At 73.6% G+C, this 15,725-nt stretch carries 14 protein-coding genes and 1 pseudogene; 8 read left to right on the plus strand and 7 right to left on the minus strand.

From position 1 onward, the window contains the following. Window positions 1-2: 2 nt before the first annotated feature. A complete protein-coding gene (nadA, locus tag VER05_RS07335; RefSeq protein ID WP_414647578.1) occupies window positions 3-1,217 on the minus strand; it encodes a quinolinate synthase NadA in 1,215 nt (404 codons plus the stop codon). A 72-nt stretch (window positions 1,218-1,289) separates the two neighbouring features. Here nadA and VER05_RS07340 point away from each other — a divergent pair, with 72 nt between their 5' ends. Beyond that, window positions 1,290-2,672, plus strand: a complete 1,383-nt coding sequence (locus tag VER05_RS07340; RefSeq protein WP_324844727.1) for a glycerate kinase — start codon at window positions 1,290-1,292, stop codon at window positions 2,670-2,672. A gap of 341 nt (window positions 2,673-3,013) precedes the next feature. Then, window positions 3,014-3,364: an iron-sulfur cluster insertion protein ErpA gene (gene erpA / locus VER05_RS07345; protein WP_166941480.1), complete on the plus strand. Its 351-nt coding sequence runs from the start codon at window positions 3,014-3,016 to the stop codon at window positions 3,362-3,364. A 92-nt stretch (window positions 3,365-3,456) separates the two neighbouring features. Here the strand turns inward: erpA and VER05_RS07350 are convergent, their stop codons facing one another. Further along, on the minus strand, window positions 3,457-4,611 hold the full coding sequence (locus VER05_RS07350) for a cysteine desulfurase family protein (protein ID WP_324844728.1): 1,155 nt from the start codon (window positions 4,609-4,611) through the stop codon (window positions 3,457-3,459). Between the two features lie 288 nt (window positions 4,612-4,899). Between VER05_RS07350 and coxB the strand changes: the two genes are divergently transcribed. From coxB to VER05_RS07365, 3 genes are all read left to right on the plus strand, one after another. Next, window positions 4,900-5,799, plus strand: a complete 900-nt coding sequence (coxB, locus tag VER05_RS07355; protein ID WP_324844729.1) for a cytochrome c oxidase subunit II — start codon at window positions 4,900-4,902, stop codon at window positions 5,797-5,799. Further along, entirely contained in the window at window positions 5,799-7,613 is a 1,815-nt protein-coding gene (gene ctaD / locus VER05_RS07360) for a cytochrome c oxidase subunit I (protein WP_324844730.1), read from the plus strand. The genes coxB and ctaD overlap by 1 nt, the downstream gene beginning before the upstream one ends. Before the next feature lie 65 nt (window positions 7,614-7,678). Next, a complete protein-coding gene (locus VER05_RS07365; RefSeq protein WP_324844737.1) occupies window positions 7,679-8,077 on the plus strand; it encodes a cytochrome c oxidase subunit 4 in 399 nt (132 codons plus the stop codon). Window positions 8,078-8,386: 309 nt separating this feature from the next. Here the strand turns inward: VER05_RS07365 and VER05_RS07370 are convergent, their stop codons facing one another. From VER05_RS07370 to VER05_RS07390, 5 genes are all read right to left on the minus strand, one after another. Continuing rightward, window positions 8,387-9,016, minus strand: coding sequence for a superoxide dismutase (locus VER05_RS07370; RefSeq protein WP_324844731.1), 630 nt, complete (start codon window positions 9,014-9,016; stop codon window positions 8,387-8,389). A gap of 301 nt (window positions 9,017-9,317) precedes the next feature. Next, window positions 9,318-11,069 carry a cytochrome bc complex cytochrome b subunit gene (locus tag VER05_RS07375; RefSeq protein ID WP_324844732.1) on the minus strand — a complete coding sequence of 584 codons (1,752 nt, stop codon included), beginning with the start codon at window positions 11,067-11,069 and terminating at the stop codon, window positions 9,318-9,320. Beyond that, the gene (locus VER05_RS07380) at window positions 11,066-12,091 is read right to left on the minus strand and encodes a ubiquinol-cytochrome c reductase iron-sulfur subunit (protein ID WP_324844733.1); all 1,026 of its coding nucleotides are present in this window, start codon (window positions 12,089-12,091) and stop codon (window positions 11,066-11,068) included. The genes VER05_RS07375 and VER05_RS07380 overlap by 4 nt, the downstream gene beginning before the upstream one ends. Further along, the gene (locus VER05_RS07385; RefSeq protein ID WP_324844734.1) at window positions 12,088-12,891 is read right to left on the minus strand and encodes a c-type cytochrome; all 804 of its coding nucleotides are present in this window, start codon (window positions 12,889-12,891) and stop codon (window positions 12,088-12,090) included. Before VER05_RS07385 ends, VER05_RS07380 begins: the two co-directional genes overlap by 4 nt. A gap of 64 nt (window positions 12,892-12,955) precedes the next feature. Further along, complete coding sequence (locus VER05_RS07390; protein ID WP_324844738.1) at window positions 12,956-13,603, minus strand: heme-copper oxidase subunit III; 648 nt, start codon at window positions 13,601-13,603, stop codon at window positions 12,956-12,958. 187 nt (window positions 13,604-13,790) lie between these two features. Between VER05_RS07390 and VER05_RS07395 the strand changes: the two genes are divergently transcribed. The 3 genes and pseudogenes from VER05_RS07395 to VER05_RS07405 form a co-directional block, all read left to right on the plus strand. Next, on the plus strand, window positions 13,791-14,213 hold the full coding sequence (locus tag VER05_RS07395; protein ID WP_324844735.1) for a response regulator: 423 nt from the start codon (window positions 13,791-13,793) through the stop codon (window positions 14,211-14,213). Then, a complete protein-coding gene (gene trpD / locus VER05_RS07400) occupies window positions 14,210-15,262 on the plus strand; it encodes an anthranilate phosphoribosyltransferase (RefSeq protein ID WP_324844736.1) in 1,053 nt (350 codons plus the stop codon). The genes VER05_RS07395 and trpD overlap by 4 nt, the downstream gene beginning before the upstream one ends. A 236-nt stretch (window positions 15,263-15,498) precedes the next feature. Continuing rightward, window positions 15,499-15,725 (plus strand): annotated as a pseudogene (locus VER05_RS07405) (aminoglycoside phosphotransferase family protein); the annotation flags it as partial.

Below are 15,725 nucleotides of genomic sequence, written 5' to 3' on the forward strand. Positions count from 1 at the left end.
TGTCAGTACCCCGGCAGGGCCAGCATCTGGTCGAGCGCCACCCGCGCCCAGTGCGCGTCGTCCGCGTCGACGACGATGCGGTTCGGCACCCGCCCGGCGACCAGCGACTCCATCGCCCACACCAGGTGCGGCAGGTCGATCCGGTTCATGGTCGAGCAGAAGCACACCGTCGAGTCGAGGTACGAGATCTGCTTGTCCGGGTGCGCCTTCGCGAGCCGGCGGACCAGGTTGAGCTCGGTGCCGATGGCCCACGCGGACCCCGCGGGGGCCGCGTCGAGGGCCTTGATGATGTACTCCGTCGACCCGACCATGTCGGCGCCCGTCACGACCTCGTGCTTGCACTCGGGGTGCACCAGCACGGTGACGTCGGGCACCGCCGCGCGGACGTCGACCAGGTTCTGCGCGCTGAACCGGCCGTGCACCGAGCAGTGCCCGCGCCACAGGATCATCCGCGCGTCCCTGAGCTGCTGGGCGGTGAGGCCGCCGTTCGGCTTGCGCGGGTCGAACACCACGCACGCGTCCAGCGGGAGGCCGAGCTCCAGCACCGCCGTGTTCCGGCCGAGGTGCTGGTCCGGCATGAACAGCACCTTGCCGGTGCCGTCGACGCCGCCGACCTGGTCGAAGGCCCAGCGCAGCGCGACGTGCGCGTTCGACGACGTGCAGACGGTGCCGCCGTGCCGGCCGGTGAACGCCTTGATGGCGGCCGTCGAGTTCATGTAGGTCACCGGGACGGTGTCCGCGGCGACGCCGGCCTCGACCAGCACGTCCCAGGCGTCCTCGACCTGGTCGATCGCGGCCATGTCGGCCATCGAGCAGCCGGCCGCCATGTCGGGCAGCACGACCTGCTGGGCGTCGGACGTGAGGATGTCGGCGGACTCGGCCATGAAGTGCACCCCGCAGAACAGGATGAACTCGGCGTCGGGTCGGGCCGCGGCCTCGCGGGCGAGCTTGAACGAGTCGCCGGTGACGTCGGCGAAGTCGATGACCTCGTCGCGCTGGTAGTGGTGGCCGAGCACGAAGGCCCGGTCGCCGAGCGCGGCCCGGGCGGTGCGGGCGCGCTCCACCAGGTCGGGGTCGGAGGCGGCGGGCAGGGCGCCGACGCACTCGACGCCGCGCTCCGACGCGAGGTCGCGGCCCTGGCCGAGCAGCAGCAGCGCGGAGGACGCGGGCTCGGCGAACGTGGTCCCGGGGGCGAGGAGAGTCACGCGCAGGATCATCCCACAGCGCTCCGGGGCGCTGACCAGGACCGGGGTGGGTGGGGCGGAGCGCGGTCGTGCGAGGATCGCGCCGTGCACGTCCTCGTCGCCCCCGGCCGGTTCGACGCGCGCCCGGGCGACGGCCCCGGCCCCGGCCCCGGCGGCGCCCCGGGGTCCGCCGCCTCCGCGGTGCGGGGCGTCGCGGGCCCGTCCGTCGCCGCGGGCGCCGACCCGTGGCCGGTGCTGACCGCCGACGAGGCGGTCGCGGCGCTGTCCGCCGGCTGGCGGGAGGCGGCGCCCGCCGACACGCTGATCCCGCTGCCGCTGTCCGACGGCGGCGCGGGGCTGGTCGACGCGGTGCGCGCGGCGCGGGGCGGCGAGCTGCTGTCCGTCACGACGACCGACGCGCACGGGGCGGTCGTCCCGGGGGCGGTGCTGGTCGTGGTCGAGCCCGGGGGCGGCCGGACCGCGTACGTCGACGGGGCGCTGGCGCTGGGCGCGGCCGACCCCGGGGCGGCGCCGGTGGGCGCGACGACCTCGGCCGGGCTCGGCACGCTGCTGGCGGCGGCGCTGGACACCGGCGCCGGACGGGTCGTGGTCGGCCTGGGCGGGCGGCGGACCGTGGCGCACGACGCGGGCGCGGGGCTGCTGGCGGCGCTGGGCGCGGCGCCGGCCGCCGCGGCGCGCGGGCTGGACGCGGCCGCCGGGCTGGGTGCGGGCGACCTCGGCGCGCTCGGGGAGCTGCGCGCGGCGCTGCGCGGGCGGGACCTGGTGGCGCTGCACGCGCACGACCTGCCGCTGCTGGGGCTCGGCGGGGTGTCCGCCGACCTGGCCGAGGCCGGGCGGGTGCCCGCGGAGGCCGCGCAGGACGTGGAGCGCGCCGCGGCGGGGTTCGTGCGGGCGGCGGGGGAGGCTGCGGCGCTGGCCGCCGACGGCGGGCGGCGGGACCTGCTGGGCGGGAGCGCGGGTGCGGGGGGTGTGCTGGGCGGCGGTGCGGCGGGTGGCGGTGCGGCGGCCGGCGGTGCGGCGGGTGGCGGTGCCGGTGCCGGCGGGCGGGCGCCGGGGTCGCGCGCGGCGCTCGCCCCGGGGTCCGGCGCGGGCGGCGGGGCGGCGTTCGCGCTCGGGCTGCTCGGGGCGCGCCTCGTCGACGGGGCGTCCTGGGTCGCCGACGCGGTCGACCTGGCGGGCCGGGCCGCGGAGGCGGACCTGGTGCTGACCGGCACGGCCGTCCTGGACGGGACGGCGCTGGAGCACGGCGTCGTCGGGGCGGTGGCCCGCGCCGCGCTGCCGCTGGGCGTGCCCGCGATCGCGGTGGCGGCGCAGCTGCGCACCGGCCGCCGCGACTGGGGTGCCGCGGGCCTCGCGGCGGGGTTCGGGGTCGTCGAGCACCCGGCGGACGAGGACGCCTGGCGGCGCGACCCGGCCGGCGCCCTGCGCGCGCGGCTGCCGCGCATCGCGCGTACCTGGTCGCGCTGACGCGGCGCCGCCGGGGCGCTGCGGCGCCGCGGTGCCGTCGCGCTGCCGTCGACTGCATACGAAACGGGTCGAGTGCCTATCCCGCGGATAGGCACTCGACCCGTTTGGTGTGCACTCGGCCCGGTGGGGGGCGCGCTCGGCGCGGGCAGCGGCCCGGGGTGGGGCGCGGGCGGCACGCCACGCTGCGTGCAGGTCCTGTGCGCGTCCCGGGGCCTGCGGCCCGCGCGGGCGTAGTGTGGGAACAGATCACGCGGGAGCCCGGTTGTGCTCGACGTGACCGTCCCGCGGCACGCGCACGGGCGCGCGCCCGCGACCGATCCGAGACACCGTCAGGAGACACCATGAGCGAGACCACCGAGACCGCGACGCACGGCGTCCAGCTCACCGACATCGCGGCCGGCAAGGTGCGCAGCCTGCTCGAGCAGGAGGGGCGCGACGACCTGCGCCTGCGCATCGCGGTGCAGCCGGGCGGCTGCTCGGGCCTCATCTACCAGCTCTACTTCGACGAGCGCGTGCTCGACGGCGACGCGCTGGTCGACTTCGACGGCGTCGAGGTCGTCGTGGACCGGATGAGCGTCCCGTACCTCGAGGGCGCGACCATCGACTTCGCGGACACCATCGAGAAGCAGGGCTTCACGATCGACAACCCGAACGCGGGCTCGTCCTGCGCCTGCGGCGGCTCGTTCAGCTGACCCGCACCGCCTGACGCCCCGAGGGCCCCGGACCGCACGGTCCGGGGCCCTCGTGCGTCCCCGGGGCCGGCACGCCCCCCGCCCGCCGGGCGTCAGAGGTCCGTCAGGCCCGCGTCCCGCCGGATCGCCGCCACCACGCCCGGCAGCGCGGCGCAGAACCGGTCCACGTCCGCCGCCGTCGTGCCCGCGGGCAGCGACACCCGCACGTTCCCCTGGGTCAGCGCGCCCATCGCGGCGAGCACGTGGCTCGGCTCGTCGGTCGCGGACGTGCACGCGGACCCCGACGCCACGGCGAACCCGGCCCGGTCCAGCGCCGTGACGACCGCCTCGCCGTCGACGTACAGGCAGGAGAACGTCAGCACGTGCGGCAGCCGGCCGTCCGCGGGTCCGGCGACGTCGACCTCCGACACCTCCGCCGCCACCCGGGCGCGCACCCGGTCGACCAGGGCGTGCCGCGGGTCGGGGCCCGCGGCGACCCAGGCCGCGGCGGCCTGCAGCGCGACGGCGGCGGCCAGCGCGGCGGGCACGGACACGCCGCCGGGGAACCACCGGTCTTCGTCGCCGGCGCCGGCGGGCGGCACGGGGGAGCGGCGCACCCCGGCGCGCGTGACCAGGACGGCCACGCCGGGCAGCGCGCCGACGTCGCCGGGGTCGAGCGTCAGCACGTCCCAGTCCGGGCCGACGGGCGCGTGCCCGAACGAGGAGCCGGCGTCGACCAGCAGCGGCACCCCGGCGGCCCGCGCGGCGGCGTGCGCCCCGGCGACCGGCTGCAGCGTGCCGACCTCGCCGTTCGCGTGCTGCACCGCCGCCAGCGCCACCCCCGGGCGCGCCACGGCGTCGGCGAACGCGGCGAGGTCGAGCCGGCCGTCGCGGTCCACCGGCGCCGGGACGAGGGACCCGGCCGCCTCCGCCGCGTCCAGCACGGCCCGCCGCTCGACCGCCGAGGCCAGCACCGCGGACCCGACGCGCCGCCGCCCCCGCGCGACCGTGACGACCGCGCCGTGCAGCGCCGCCGTGTGCGACGGCGCGAGGTCGACCTCCTCGGTCCGCGCGCCGACGAGCGCCGCCACCGCCTCCCGCGCCCCGTCGAGCAGCGCGCGGGCGCGCCGCCCCTCGGAGTGCAGCCGGCGCGGGTCGGCCCAGCCCTCGTCGAGCGCGGCGAGGAACGCCTCCCGCGCGGCGGGCAGCACGGGCGCGCGGCCGCCGGCGTCGAGGACGACGCGGCGGGCGGCGGGGGAGTCGGTCACCCGGGCACGCTACCGGCCGGCCCGGCGCGCCCCGGCCGGCCCGGCGAACCCCGGCCCCGCGCACCCCGGCCGGGTCCGAGGACGCGCAGGCGCCGCACAGGCCGGTCCGGGACGTGATCCAGATGACACTGCGTCACAAACTGGCGTCCGCGGGCGATTCCAGGGCCGCGGCGGGCCGACCAGCGCGCTAGGCTGCACGGGATCGAGGACATAGGTCCTAGGTGACTTCCCTGTCGGGCGACGCGATGCGGTGTCGTGCACGACGGGGACCGACGTGGAAGGCCCCCGGTGCGCTCGCAGACCCCCCGCCGCCCCTGGCGGACCCGACTGGCCGTCGCGGGCGCCGCGACGACCGTCGCCCTGGCGCTCGCCGGATGCTCGCCCGAGACCCAGCGCGGCTGGCTGCCCGGCGACTCCGACAACGAGATCACGAACCAGACCGGACGGATCACCGACCTCTGGGTCGGCTCCTGGGTGGCCGCCCTGCTGGTCGGCATCCTGACCTGGGGACTGATCCTCTGGTGCGTCACGGTCTACCGGAAGCGCAAGGACGACGACCAGCTCCCCGTGCAGCTCCGGTACCACGTGCCGCTGGAGATCATGTACGTGATCCTGCCGATCATCATGGTCGGCGTGCTGTTCTACTACACGGCGCGCGACATGACCGAGATCCAGGACACCTCCGCGGAGCCCGACATGACCGTGCAGGTCATCGGCAAGCAGTGGAGCTGGGACTTCAACTACGTCGACGACGACGTGTACGACACCGGCCAGCACGCGCAGGAGGTCGGCGCGACCGGCGTCCTGGCGGACCAGCCGACGCTGTACCTGCCCGTGGGCGAGCGGGTCGAGTTCGTCCTCGACTCCCGCGACGTCATCCACTCGTTCTGGGTGCCGGCCTTCCTCTACAAGCAGGACATGATCCCGGGGCGCACCAACACGTTCCAGGTCGTCCCGCAGGTCGAGGGCGAGTACGTCGGCAAGTGCGCCGAGCTCTGCGGCGAGGAGCACTCGTCGATGCTGTTCAACGTGAAGGTCGTGTCGCGCGAGGAGTACGACGCGCACATCGAGGAGCTGCGGGACGCCGGCCAGGACGGCCAGCTGGGCCTGGACTACAGCCGCCTGCAGGACGTCCGCGTCACCGGTGAGGGTGGCAGCGACGCCGAGGGCGAAGAGGGAGCGAACTGATGGCCGCCACCGTCGAGGTCGTGCCGGGGCTCGCCCCCCGCCGCCAGACCCTGGGCCGCACGATCGTCAAGTGGGTCACGTCGACCGACCACAAGACGATCGGCTACATGTACCTGATCACCGCGTTCGTGTGGTTCGCGATCGGCGGCATCATGGCGCTGCTGATCCGCGCCGAGCTGTTCGAGCCCGGCATCCAGATCGTGCAGAGCAAGGAGCAGTACAACCAGCTCTTCACGATGCACGGCACGATCATGCTGCTGCTGTTCGCGACGCCGCTGTTCGCGGCTTTCGCGAACATCATCATGCCGCTGCAGATCGGCGCCCCCGACGTCGCGTTCCCGCGGCTCAACGCGTTCTCGTACTGGCTGTACCTGTTCGGCGGCCTGATCGCCGCGGGCGGCTTCCTCACCCCGCAGGGCGCGGCGTCGTTCGGCTGGTTCGCGTACGCGCCGCTGTCGAACTCCGTGTACTCGCCGGGCGCCGGCGGCGACCTGTGGGTGTTCGGCCTCGCGCTGACCGGTTTCGGCACGATCCTCGGAGCGGTCAACTTCATCACCACGATCGTCACGATGCGCGCCCCGGGCATGACCATGTTCCGGATGCCGATCTTCACCTGGAACACGCTCGTCACGAGCCTGCTGGTGCTGATGGCGTTCCCGCCGCTGGCCGCCGCGCTGTTCGCGCTGGGTGCCGACCGCCGCCTCGGCGCGCAGGTCTTCAACCCCGAGAACGGCGGCGCCATCCTCTGGCAGCACCTGTTCTGGTTCTTCGGGCACCCCGAGGTCTACATCATCGCCCTGCCGTTCTTCGGCATCGCGACCGAGATCCTCCCGGTGTTCAGCCGCAAGCCGGTGTTCGGCTACAAGGGCCTCGTCTACGCGACGATCGCGATCGCGGCCCTGTCGGTCACCGTGTGGGCGCACCACATGTACGTCACCGGCGCCGTCCTGCTGCCGTTCTTCGCCCTGATGACGATGCTGATCGCCGTCCCGACAGGCGTGAAGTTCTTCAACTGGATCGGCACGATGTGGCGCGGCAAGCTCACGTTCGAGACGCCGATGCTCTGGACGATCGGCTTCCTGACGACGTTCCTGTTCGGCGGCCTGACGGGCATCATCCTGTCCAGCCCGGCCCTCGACTTCCACGTCTCCGACACGTACTTCGTGGTCGCGCACTTCCACTACGTGGTGTTCGGCACCGTCGTGTTCATGATGTTCGGCGGCATGTACTACTGGTGGCCGAAGTTCACCGGGCGCATGCTCAACGAGCGCCTCGGCAAGCTGCACTTCTGGCTGCTGTTCGTCGGCTTCCACATGACGTTCCTCATCCAGCACTGGCTGGGCGTGGTCGGCATGCCCCGACGGTACGCGGACTACTCGCCCGAGGACGGGTTCACCTGGATGAACCAGCTCTCGACGATCGGCTCGATGATCCTCGCGATCTCGACGCTGCCGTTCCTGTGGAACGTCTACATCACCTGGCGCCGCGCGCCGAAGGTGACCGTCGACGACCCGTGGGGCTACGGCCAGTCGCTCGAGTGGGCCACGTCCTGCCCGCCGCCGCGGCACAACTTCACGTCGCTGCCGCGCATCCGGTCCGAGCGCCCCGCGTTCGACCTGCACCACCCCGAGGTGGCGGCCATGGACCACGTCGAGCCCGAGCCCGGGTTCTTCGACTGGGAGGCCGAGCGCACCGGCGAGCAGGGCGTCGCCCGCGACCGCGCGGAGCACGGCGGCGGCCAGGAGGAGCAGTCCTCGGCGACCATCGTCGACGACCGCCCGCGTGACACCGACGACGAGGAGGGGCGCAAGTGAGCAGGCTCGACGAGTTCGGCGGCGCGAAGCCGTCCGTGTCCGGCGGCGAGCGCCCGAAGCACGCCATGAAGGTGGAGCCCTACCTGTTCCTGGGCGGGATCCTGTTCTTCGTCCCGATCGGCCTGATCTACGCCTGGTGGAGCGGCGGCGAGCCCGTCGGCACCGTCGGCATCCCGCTGGTCGGTGGCCTGGTGGGCATGATCGGCGGCTACCTGCTGCTGCTCTCCCGCCGGATCGACGCCCGCCCGGAGGACGACCCGGAGGCGCTGATCGCGGAGGGCGCCGGCGACCAGGGCGTGTTCAGCCCGTGGAGCTGGTGGCCCATCACGATCGCCTTCGCCGGGGCGCTGGTGTTCCTCGGCATGGCGATCGGCTGGTGGCTGCTGTACGTCGGCGCCGCCCTCGGCGCGATCGGCCTGGTCGGGTGGATCTTCGAGTTCTCCCGCGGCCAGCACGCGCACTGACCGCACAGCACGGCACGAAGGGCCGGGCACCCCACGGGGCGCCCGGCCCTTCTGCATGCCCGGAGTCGCGCCCAGGGCGCGCCGCCGTCGTGCGCCTGCGTTCGCCGAGATAGGGCCTGGCGGGCGAGAGAGGGCCGTCCGCGGTCCTATCTCGGCGCGACGGTCCTACCTCGACGCGCCGGTCCTACCTCGACGCGCCGGCCGCGCCCCGCGAAGGCGGCGGCGCGCGCCAGGCGGCCCGGTACGGGCACGAGAGAGGCCGGCCCGCCCCAGAGGGCGGACCGGCCTCGCGCGGCCGTCAGAGCGGCGTCAGAGCGACGGGACGATGAGGCCAGAGGTCTGGGTGCGCGCGCGGGCGAAGCGCTCACCGGCGTCCGCCCAGTTCACGATGTTCCACCACGCCTTGACGTAGTCCGCCTTGACGTTGACGTAGTCGAGGTAGAACGCGTGCTCCCACATGTCGAGCACGACGATCGGCACGACGCCCAGCGGGATGTTGCCCTGCTGGTCGTACAGCTGCACGATCACGAGCTTCTCGCCCAGGGAGTCCCAGGCCAGGATCGACCAGCCGGAGCCCATGATGGTGGTGGCGTTGGCGGTGAAGTGCGCCTGGAACTTGTCGAACGAGCCGAAGAACTCGTCGATCGCCGCGGCCAGCTCGCCGACCGGCTTGTCGCCGCCGTCGGGGGAGAGGTTCTCCCAGAACACCGAGTGGTTCACGTGGCCGCCGAGGTTGAAGGCCAGGGTCTTCTCCAGGCCGGCCACGGCGGCGAAGTCGCCGGACTCCCGGGCACCCGCCAGCTTCTCCAGCGTCGTGTTGGCGCCGGCCACGTACGTCGCGTGGTGCTTGTCGTGGTGCAGCTCCATGATGCGGCCGGAGATGTGCGGCTCGAGCGCCGCGTAGTCGTAGGGCAGGTCCGGAAGGGTGTAGTCAGCCATCAGTGCCTCTCCTGCTCGGGCCGCGGCTCGGTTCGCCGCGGCGGCGTCTTCGCAGTCGGTGCGCCCCGCCGTCGGGCGGGCGCACCTCCTCTGTCGTACCACGACCGGGTGGTCCCCGGCCTCCCGGGCCGGGGGTCCGGCTCGGGGTACGTCTGGGGTCCGACGGTCCGGGGACGACGACGCCCGGGCCGCTCCGGCGGTGTGCCGGTGCGACCCGGGCGGGGTCGTCCTGTCGAGATCGTCTCGCCCACCCGGTGCAACGACCGGGCGCTCGGGATGATTCCCCAGGTCAGCGCCTGTTTCAGTGGCGCTGCGTGCCCTGGGTGCCCTCGGTGTCCTCGGGCTCCGGGGCGAGGTGCCGGCTGCCGGACGCGCCGGCCGTCAGCTCCTCGTGGCGCTCCTCGTGCGCGAGTGGCAGGGCGTCGTGGCCGCCGTGCGACTGGGCCGCCGCGAGCTCTGCCGGGGTGACGGGCTCGATCCGGTCCTCGTAGAAGACCTTCGACAGCCGGCGCCGGGCCGCGTCGATCCGGTAGCCCTTGCGGCGCACGCCGCGCGAGTCCTCGGCCGGCTCGATCTCGACCGGGCGGCGCGGCTCGTGCTGCACCCGCAGCCACCGCTCGTGCGCGTCGAGGGGCTTGTGCACCTCGATGTACTCGCCGGACGCGAACCGGACGATGCGGCCGGTCTCGTGGCCGTGCAGGACCAGCTCGCGGTCCTTGCGCTGCAGCGCGAAGCAGATGCGCTTCGTGATCCAGAACGCCAGCACCGGCGCGACGAAGAACAGCACCCGGAACGTCCACGTGATGTCGTTGATCGACAGGTGGAAGTGCGTCGCGATGAGGTCGTTCGACCCGGCCAGGACCAGGATCAGGAACGCCGTCAGGTAGGCGACGCCGAACGCGGTGCGGAACGGCGCGTTGCGCGGGCGGTCGAGCACGTGGTGCTCGCGCTTGTCGCCGGTCGCGAAGGCCTCGATGAACGGCCACAGCGCGAGGACCGTGAACAGCAGGCCCGGGATGACCACGCCGGGGATGAGGATGTTCATCGAGACCGTGTACTGGCCGATGACGAACTCCCAGCCCGGCATCAGGCGCAGGCCGCCCTCGAGGAACAGCATGTACCAGTCCGGCTGCGCCCCGGCGGAGACGACGCCCGGGTCGAACGGGCCGTAGTTCCACACCGGGTTGATGGTCATGGTCGCCGCCATGAGGGCGATGACCGCGAACACCACGAAGAAGAAGCCGCCGGCCTTCGCCACGTACACGGGGAACAGCGGGTAGCCGACGACGTTCTTGTCGGTCCGGCCGGAGCCCGGGTACTGGGTGTGCTTGTGCAGCACGACCATGAGCAGGTGCAGGCCGATGAGCGCGAGGATCAGCGCCGGGATCAGCAGGATGTGCACCGTGAACAGGCGGGGGATCAGGTCCACGCCCGGGAACTCGCCGCCGAACAGGCCGAACGACACGTACGAGCCGAGGATCGGGATCGCGCGGGCCACGCCGTCGGCGATGCGCAGGCCGTTGCCGGACAGCACGTCGTCGGGGAGCGAGTAGCCGGAGAAGCCGGCCAGCAGGCCCAGGATCATCAGCGTGAAGCCGACGAGCCAGTTGAGCTCGCGCGGCTTGCGGAAGGCGCCGGTGAAGAACACGCGCATCATGTGCGTGACGATCGAGGCCATGAAGATCAGCGCGGCCCAGTGGTGGATCTGCCGCATGAGCAGACCGCCGCGGACCTCGAACGACAGGCGCAGCGTCGAGGCGAACGCCTCGGACATCTGCACGCCGTCCATGGCCGCCCAGGGGCCGTGGTAGTGCACCTCGGTCATGGAGGGCACGAAGAACATCGTGAGGAACGTGCCCGAGATGAGCAGGACCACGAACGAGTAGAGCGCGATCTCACCCAGGAGGAACGACCAGTGGTCGGGGAAGATCTTGCGCGCGAACTCCTTGACGGCGTTGCCGACGCCGGTGCGCTGGTCCAGGTAGTCCGCGGTCGCCGCGGCGGCGCGCGTGGTGCGCGTCGGCGGTGCCGGGGGAGAGTCGACGGTGCTCACGTGAGGCGCTCCCAGAAGGACGGGCCGATGGGGGAGTCGAAACCGCTCTGCGCGACGAGGTAGCCCTCGTCGTCGACGGTGATCGGCAGCTGGGGCAGCGGGCGGTGCGCGGGGCCGAAGACCACCTTGGCGCCGTCGGCGGCGTCGAAGGTCGACTGGTGGCACGGGCACAGGATGTGGTGCGTCTGCTGCTCGTAGAGGGCGACGGGGCACCCGACGTGGGTGCAGATCTTGGAGAAGGCGAGGATGCCGTCGTAGCTCCAGCCCTCGCCCTGCTCGGACTTGATGTCGCGCGGGTCCATGCGGACCATCAGCACGACGGCCTTGGCCTTCTCGTTGAGCGGGTGCTCGGTCTCCTCGAGGCCCTCGGGGATGACGTGGAAGGCCGAGCCGATGGTGACGTCGGACGCCTTGATCGGGCGGCCGGACGGGTCGATCGTCAGGCGGGTGCCGCGGCGCCACATCGTGCGCTTCGACTGCGAGACGTCCCAGCCGCCGCCGAGGTTGCCGACGAGCGGCACCGCGATCGCGAGCGGGAACAGGGCCAGCGAGGTGACCATCGCGCCCTTCAGCACGCCCCGGCGGCCGATGGCGGAGTCCTTGGCGCCCTCGCGCAGGGCCTCGACGGCCTTGACGCGGACGGAGTCGGACGACGCGGTGGGGTGCCGGTCCTCGGCGCGCTCGTGGTCGTTCATGAGCGCCTTGGCCCAGTGCACGGCCGCGAGCCCGATGCCGGCGAGGCCGAGGAACAGGCCCAGGCCGAGCAGCAGGTTGGACAGCCGCATGGTGCCGACCGTCTCGCCCGGGGGCACCAGGGCGTACGCGACGATCGCGCCGATGGTGCCGAGGATCGAGATCGTGAAGAGGACGACGACCTGCCGCTCGGCGCGCTTGTTCGCCTTCGGGTCGGTGTCGCCGACGCGTGCCCGGTGCTCGTGCAGGCCCGGGTCGTCGAACCGCTCGGGCAGGGCGCCGTCGCCGCGGGTCGTGACGTCGGTGGAGGGGTCGTGGTGCGTGCTCACGAGGACTTGGCTCCGATCCAGACCGAGGCGCCGATCAGCAGGCCGATGCCGACGACCCAGGCCCACAGGCCCTCGCCGACCGGGCCCAGCGAACCGAGGGTCAGGCCGCCGGGCGACCCGTCGCGCTGCTCGTCGAGGTAGGCGATGATGTCGCGCTTCTCGTCCGGGGTGATGTTGGCGTCGTTGAAGACCGGCATCGACTGCGGGCCGGTCAGCATGGCCTCGTAGATGTGCGTGGGCGTGGTGTCGGTGAGCGCCGGGGCCCACTTGCCCTGGGACAGCGCGCCGCCGGCGCCGACCGCGTTGTGGCACATGGCGCAGTTCGTGCGGAACAGGGCCATGCCGTTGGCCGCGTCGCCCTTGCTCGGGTCGACCTGCTCCTCCGACGGGATCGACGGGCCGGCGCCCAGGGACGCGACGTAGGCCGCGAGCTGCGCGATCTGCTCGTCGTCGAACTGGACCGGCTTGGCCTGGATCTGCGCGCCGTTCATCTGCGCGGGCATACGACCGGTGCCGACCTGGAAGTCGACCGCGGCCGCGCCCACGCCGATGAGGGACGGGCCGCCGGCGCCGCCGTCGACGGCCTCCCGGCCCTCGGCGGAGACGCCGTGGCAGGTGGCGCAGTTGGCCTGGAACAGCTTCTGACCGGCGGCGACGTCGCTCTCGCTGGCCGCAGCCTGCGCCGCGTCGGCGCTGGCGGGCTGGGCGATCGCGTACACCGCTCCGGTCAGCAGCAGCGCCAGCAGGAGCAGCACGACCGGCGCTGACCGGTGGTGCCTGCGGGCGGCGAGTGCCTTCACGGATGGATCCTCGTCTCGGGCGTGCGGGGGGCTCTACGGGGGGACTGCGGGTGGTGCGGGCTGGTCACTTGATCAGGTAGATGGTCGCGAACAGCGCGATCCACACCACGTCGACGAAGTGCCAGTAGTAGGAGGTCACGATGGCGGTGGTCGCCTCGTGGTGGCCGAACCGCTTCGAGGTGAACGAGCGGCCCAGCAGGAACAGGAAGGCGATCAGGCCGCCGACCACGTGCAGGCCGTGGAAGCCGGTGGTCAGGTAGAACACCGAGCCGTACGGGCTGGAGGAGATGGTGAGGCCCTCGTGCACGAGCTCGGCGTACTCGAAGACCTGCCCGCCGATGAAGAAGGCGCCCATGATGTAGGTGAGCGTCATCCACTCGTTCATGCCCCAGCCGCGGACGTTGAGCAGCGAGCCGGAGCGGACCGGCTGGAACCGCTCGGCGGCCCAGACGCCCATCTGGCAGGTGACCGACGACAGCAGCAGCACCGTCGTGTTGATCGCGGCGAACGTGACGTTCAGCTTCTCGGTCTGGATCGCCCACTCCTCCGGCACCGTCGCGCGGAGGGTGAAGTACATGGCGAAGAGGCCCGCGAAGAACATGAGCTCCGAGGCCAGCCACACGATCGTCCCGACCGACACGGGGTTCGGTCGGTTGACGCTCACGTGGGGAGCGGAGGCGGGGGCAGCCGTTGCGGTCGTCACGCCTGTCAGTATGGCTCATGGCGGCTGCGCGTGGGTCCTTAGTCCCCGCACGTCGCCGAGGTTTCTGTCACATCGTCACCTCGTTCCGCGGGTTCGCGGGCAGGTCGGAGCGTCGCGTCCGGCGTGTCGGCGGTCGTGCCAAGATGCAGGGCAGGGACGCGCGCGACACGTCCCCCCGCACGAGCGAAGGACGACCATGGCCGCTGACGCCACCCCCGCCGCGCCCGCGAAGGGCCCGCGCATCCTGCTCTACAGCGATGACGTCGACACGCGCGCGCAGGTGCGCCTGGGCGTCGGCCGGCGGCTCGGCCGCGGGGAGCCGGACATCCGGTGGGCGGAGGTCGCCACGCCGGCCGCCGCGCTGGAGCAGGCGGAGACCGGGTCCTACGACCTGCTCGTGCTCGACGGCGAGGCCGCCAAGGTCGGCGGCATGGCCCTCGCGCGCCAGGTCAAGGACGAGGTGTTCCGCTGCCCGCCGGTGCTCGTGCTGACCGGCCGGCCCCAGGACGCGTGGCTCGCCGCCTGGTCCGACGCGGACGCCGTCGTCTCCCAGCCCCTCGACCCGGTCGAGCTGCACGACGCCGTCGTGGGCCTGCTCGCCCGGACCCCCGCCGCATGACCGAGCAGGTCACCTGGTCCGACCTGCTCACCACGCTCGTCGAGGGGCGGGACCTCGACGAGGCGCAGACCGCCTGGGCGATGGACGAGATCATGTCCGGGTCGGCCTCGCCGGCCCGCGTGGCCGGCTTCCTCACCGCGCTGCGCGCCAAGGGGGAGACGGTCGGCGAGCTGACGGCGCTGGCGGACACGATGCTGGCGCACGCGCTGCGGTTCGAGGTCCCCGGGCGCGCCGTCGACATCGTCGGCACCGGCGGCGACCGCGCGCACACGGTCAACGTCTCGACGATGGCGTCCGTCGTCGTCGCGGGCACGGGCGTCCGGGTGGTCAAGCACGGCAACCGGGCGGCGTCGTCGTCCTCGGGCTCGGCCGACGTGCTCGAGGCCCTCGGCATCCGGCTCGACCAGACCCCCGAGCGCGTCGCGCAGCTCGCGTCCGAGGTCGGCATCACGTTCTGCTTCGCCCTGACGTTCCACCCCGCGATGCGGCACGTGGCCGTCGCGCGGCGGGACCTCGGCATCAAGACGGTGTTCAACTTCCTCGGCCCGCTGACCAACCCGGCGCAGCCGGCCGCCGCCGCCATCGGCGTCGCGGACGCCCGGATGGCGGGCCTGGTCGCGGGCGTGCTCGCGCGACGCGGGACCGAGGCGCTGGTGTTCCGCGGGGACGACGGGCTCGACGAGCTCGCGCCGACCGGGACGTCGCACGTGTGGCACGTCGAGGACGGCGCGGTGACCGAGCACGTGCTCGACCCGGTGGCCGACCTCGGGCTCGCGCCGGTGACGGTGGCGGACCTGCGCGGCGCCGACGCGGCGTTCAACGCGGGCGTGGCCCGGGCGGTGCTGGCCGGGGAGCCGGTGGCGTCGCGGGAGACCGTGCTGCTGAACGCGGCGGCGGCCCTGGTGGCCGACGGCAGCCAGCCCGGCACGGGCCCCGACGGGGGCGACCTGGTGGCGCGGCTGCGCGCGGGCCTGTCGCACGCGGCGGCGGCCGTGGACTCGGGCGCGGCGGCGGCGGTCCTGGACCGCTGGGCGGCGGCGTCGGCCTGAGCGGCGCGTCGGCGGGCCGCCGCGAGTGCCCATGAAGCGTGTCGAGTGCCTATCCGCCGGGTAGGCGCTCGACACGTCTCATGGGCGCTCGGCGGAGGGGCGCACCCCGGCGGTCGTGCCGCCAGCGGCGAGTGAGTAACGAACGCGCCGAGCGAGTACCCGCCGGGTGTCCACTCGACGCGTGTGCTACCCCCTCGGCGGGCGGTGGCGTCGGGACGGCCCGCTAGCGTGAGCGGGTGACCTCGGGGTGGGGCGCGCTCGACGCGCGGCAGCGCGCGCTCGTCGAGGCGTGGCTGCCCGGTGGCGTGGTCGAGGCGGACCTCGGGTGGGGGCTGGTCGCGACGACCGTCCTGCGCGTCTGCGCAGCCGACGGCGCCCTCTGCGTCGTCAAGGCCGGCGGCCCGTCGGACCACCACATCGCGCGGGAGATCCGGGCCCACCTGTCCTGGCTCGGTCCCTGGGT

The sequence above is a fragment of the Cellulomonas sp. genome (genome assembly GCF_035634735.1).
Taxonomy (GTDB): Bacteria; Actinomycetota; Actinomycetes; order Actinomycetales; family Cellulomonadaceae; genus Cellulomonas.

Coding starts and splice junctions, on each gene's coding strand:
- VER05_RS07370 (WP_324844731.1), bottom strand. CDS start 9,016: ATGGCTGACTACACCCTTCCGGACCTGCCCTACGACTACGCGGCGCTC.
- erpA (WP_166941480.1), top strand. CDS start 3,014: ATGAGCGAGACCACCGAGACCGCGACGCACGGCGTCCAGCTCACCGAC.
- trpD (WP_324844736.1), top strand. CDS start 14,210: ATGACCGAGCAGGTCACCTGGTCCGACCTGCTCACCACGCTCGTCGAG.
- VER05_RS07395 (WP_324844735.1), top strand. CDS start 13,791: ATGGCCGCTGACGCCACCCCCGCCGCGCCCGCGAAGGGCCCGCGCATC.
- nadA (WP_414647578.1), bottom strand. CDS start 1,217: ATGATCCTGCGCGTGACTCTCCTCGCCCCCGGGACCACGTTCGCCGAG.
- VER05_RS07365 (WP_324844737.1), top strand. CDS start 7,679: ATGAAGGTGGAGCCCTACCTGTTCCTGGGCGGGATCCTGTTCTTCGTC.
- ctaD (WP_324844730.1), top strand. CDS start 5,799: ATGGCCGCCACCGTCGAGGTCGTGCCGGGGCTCGCCCCCCGCCGCCAG.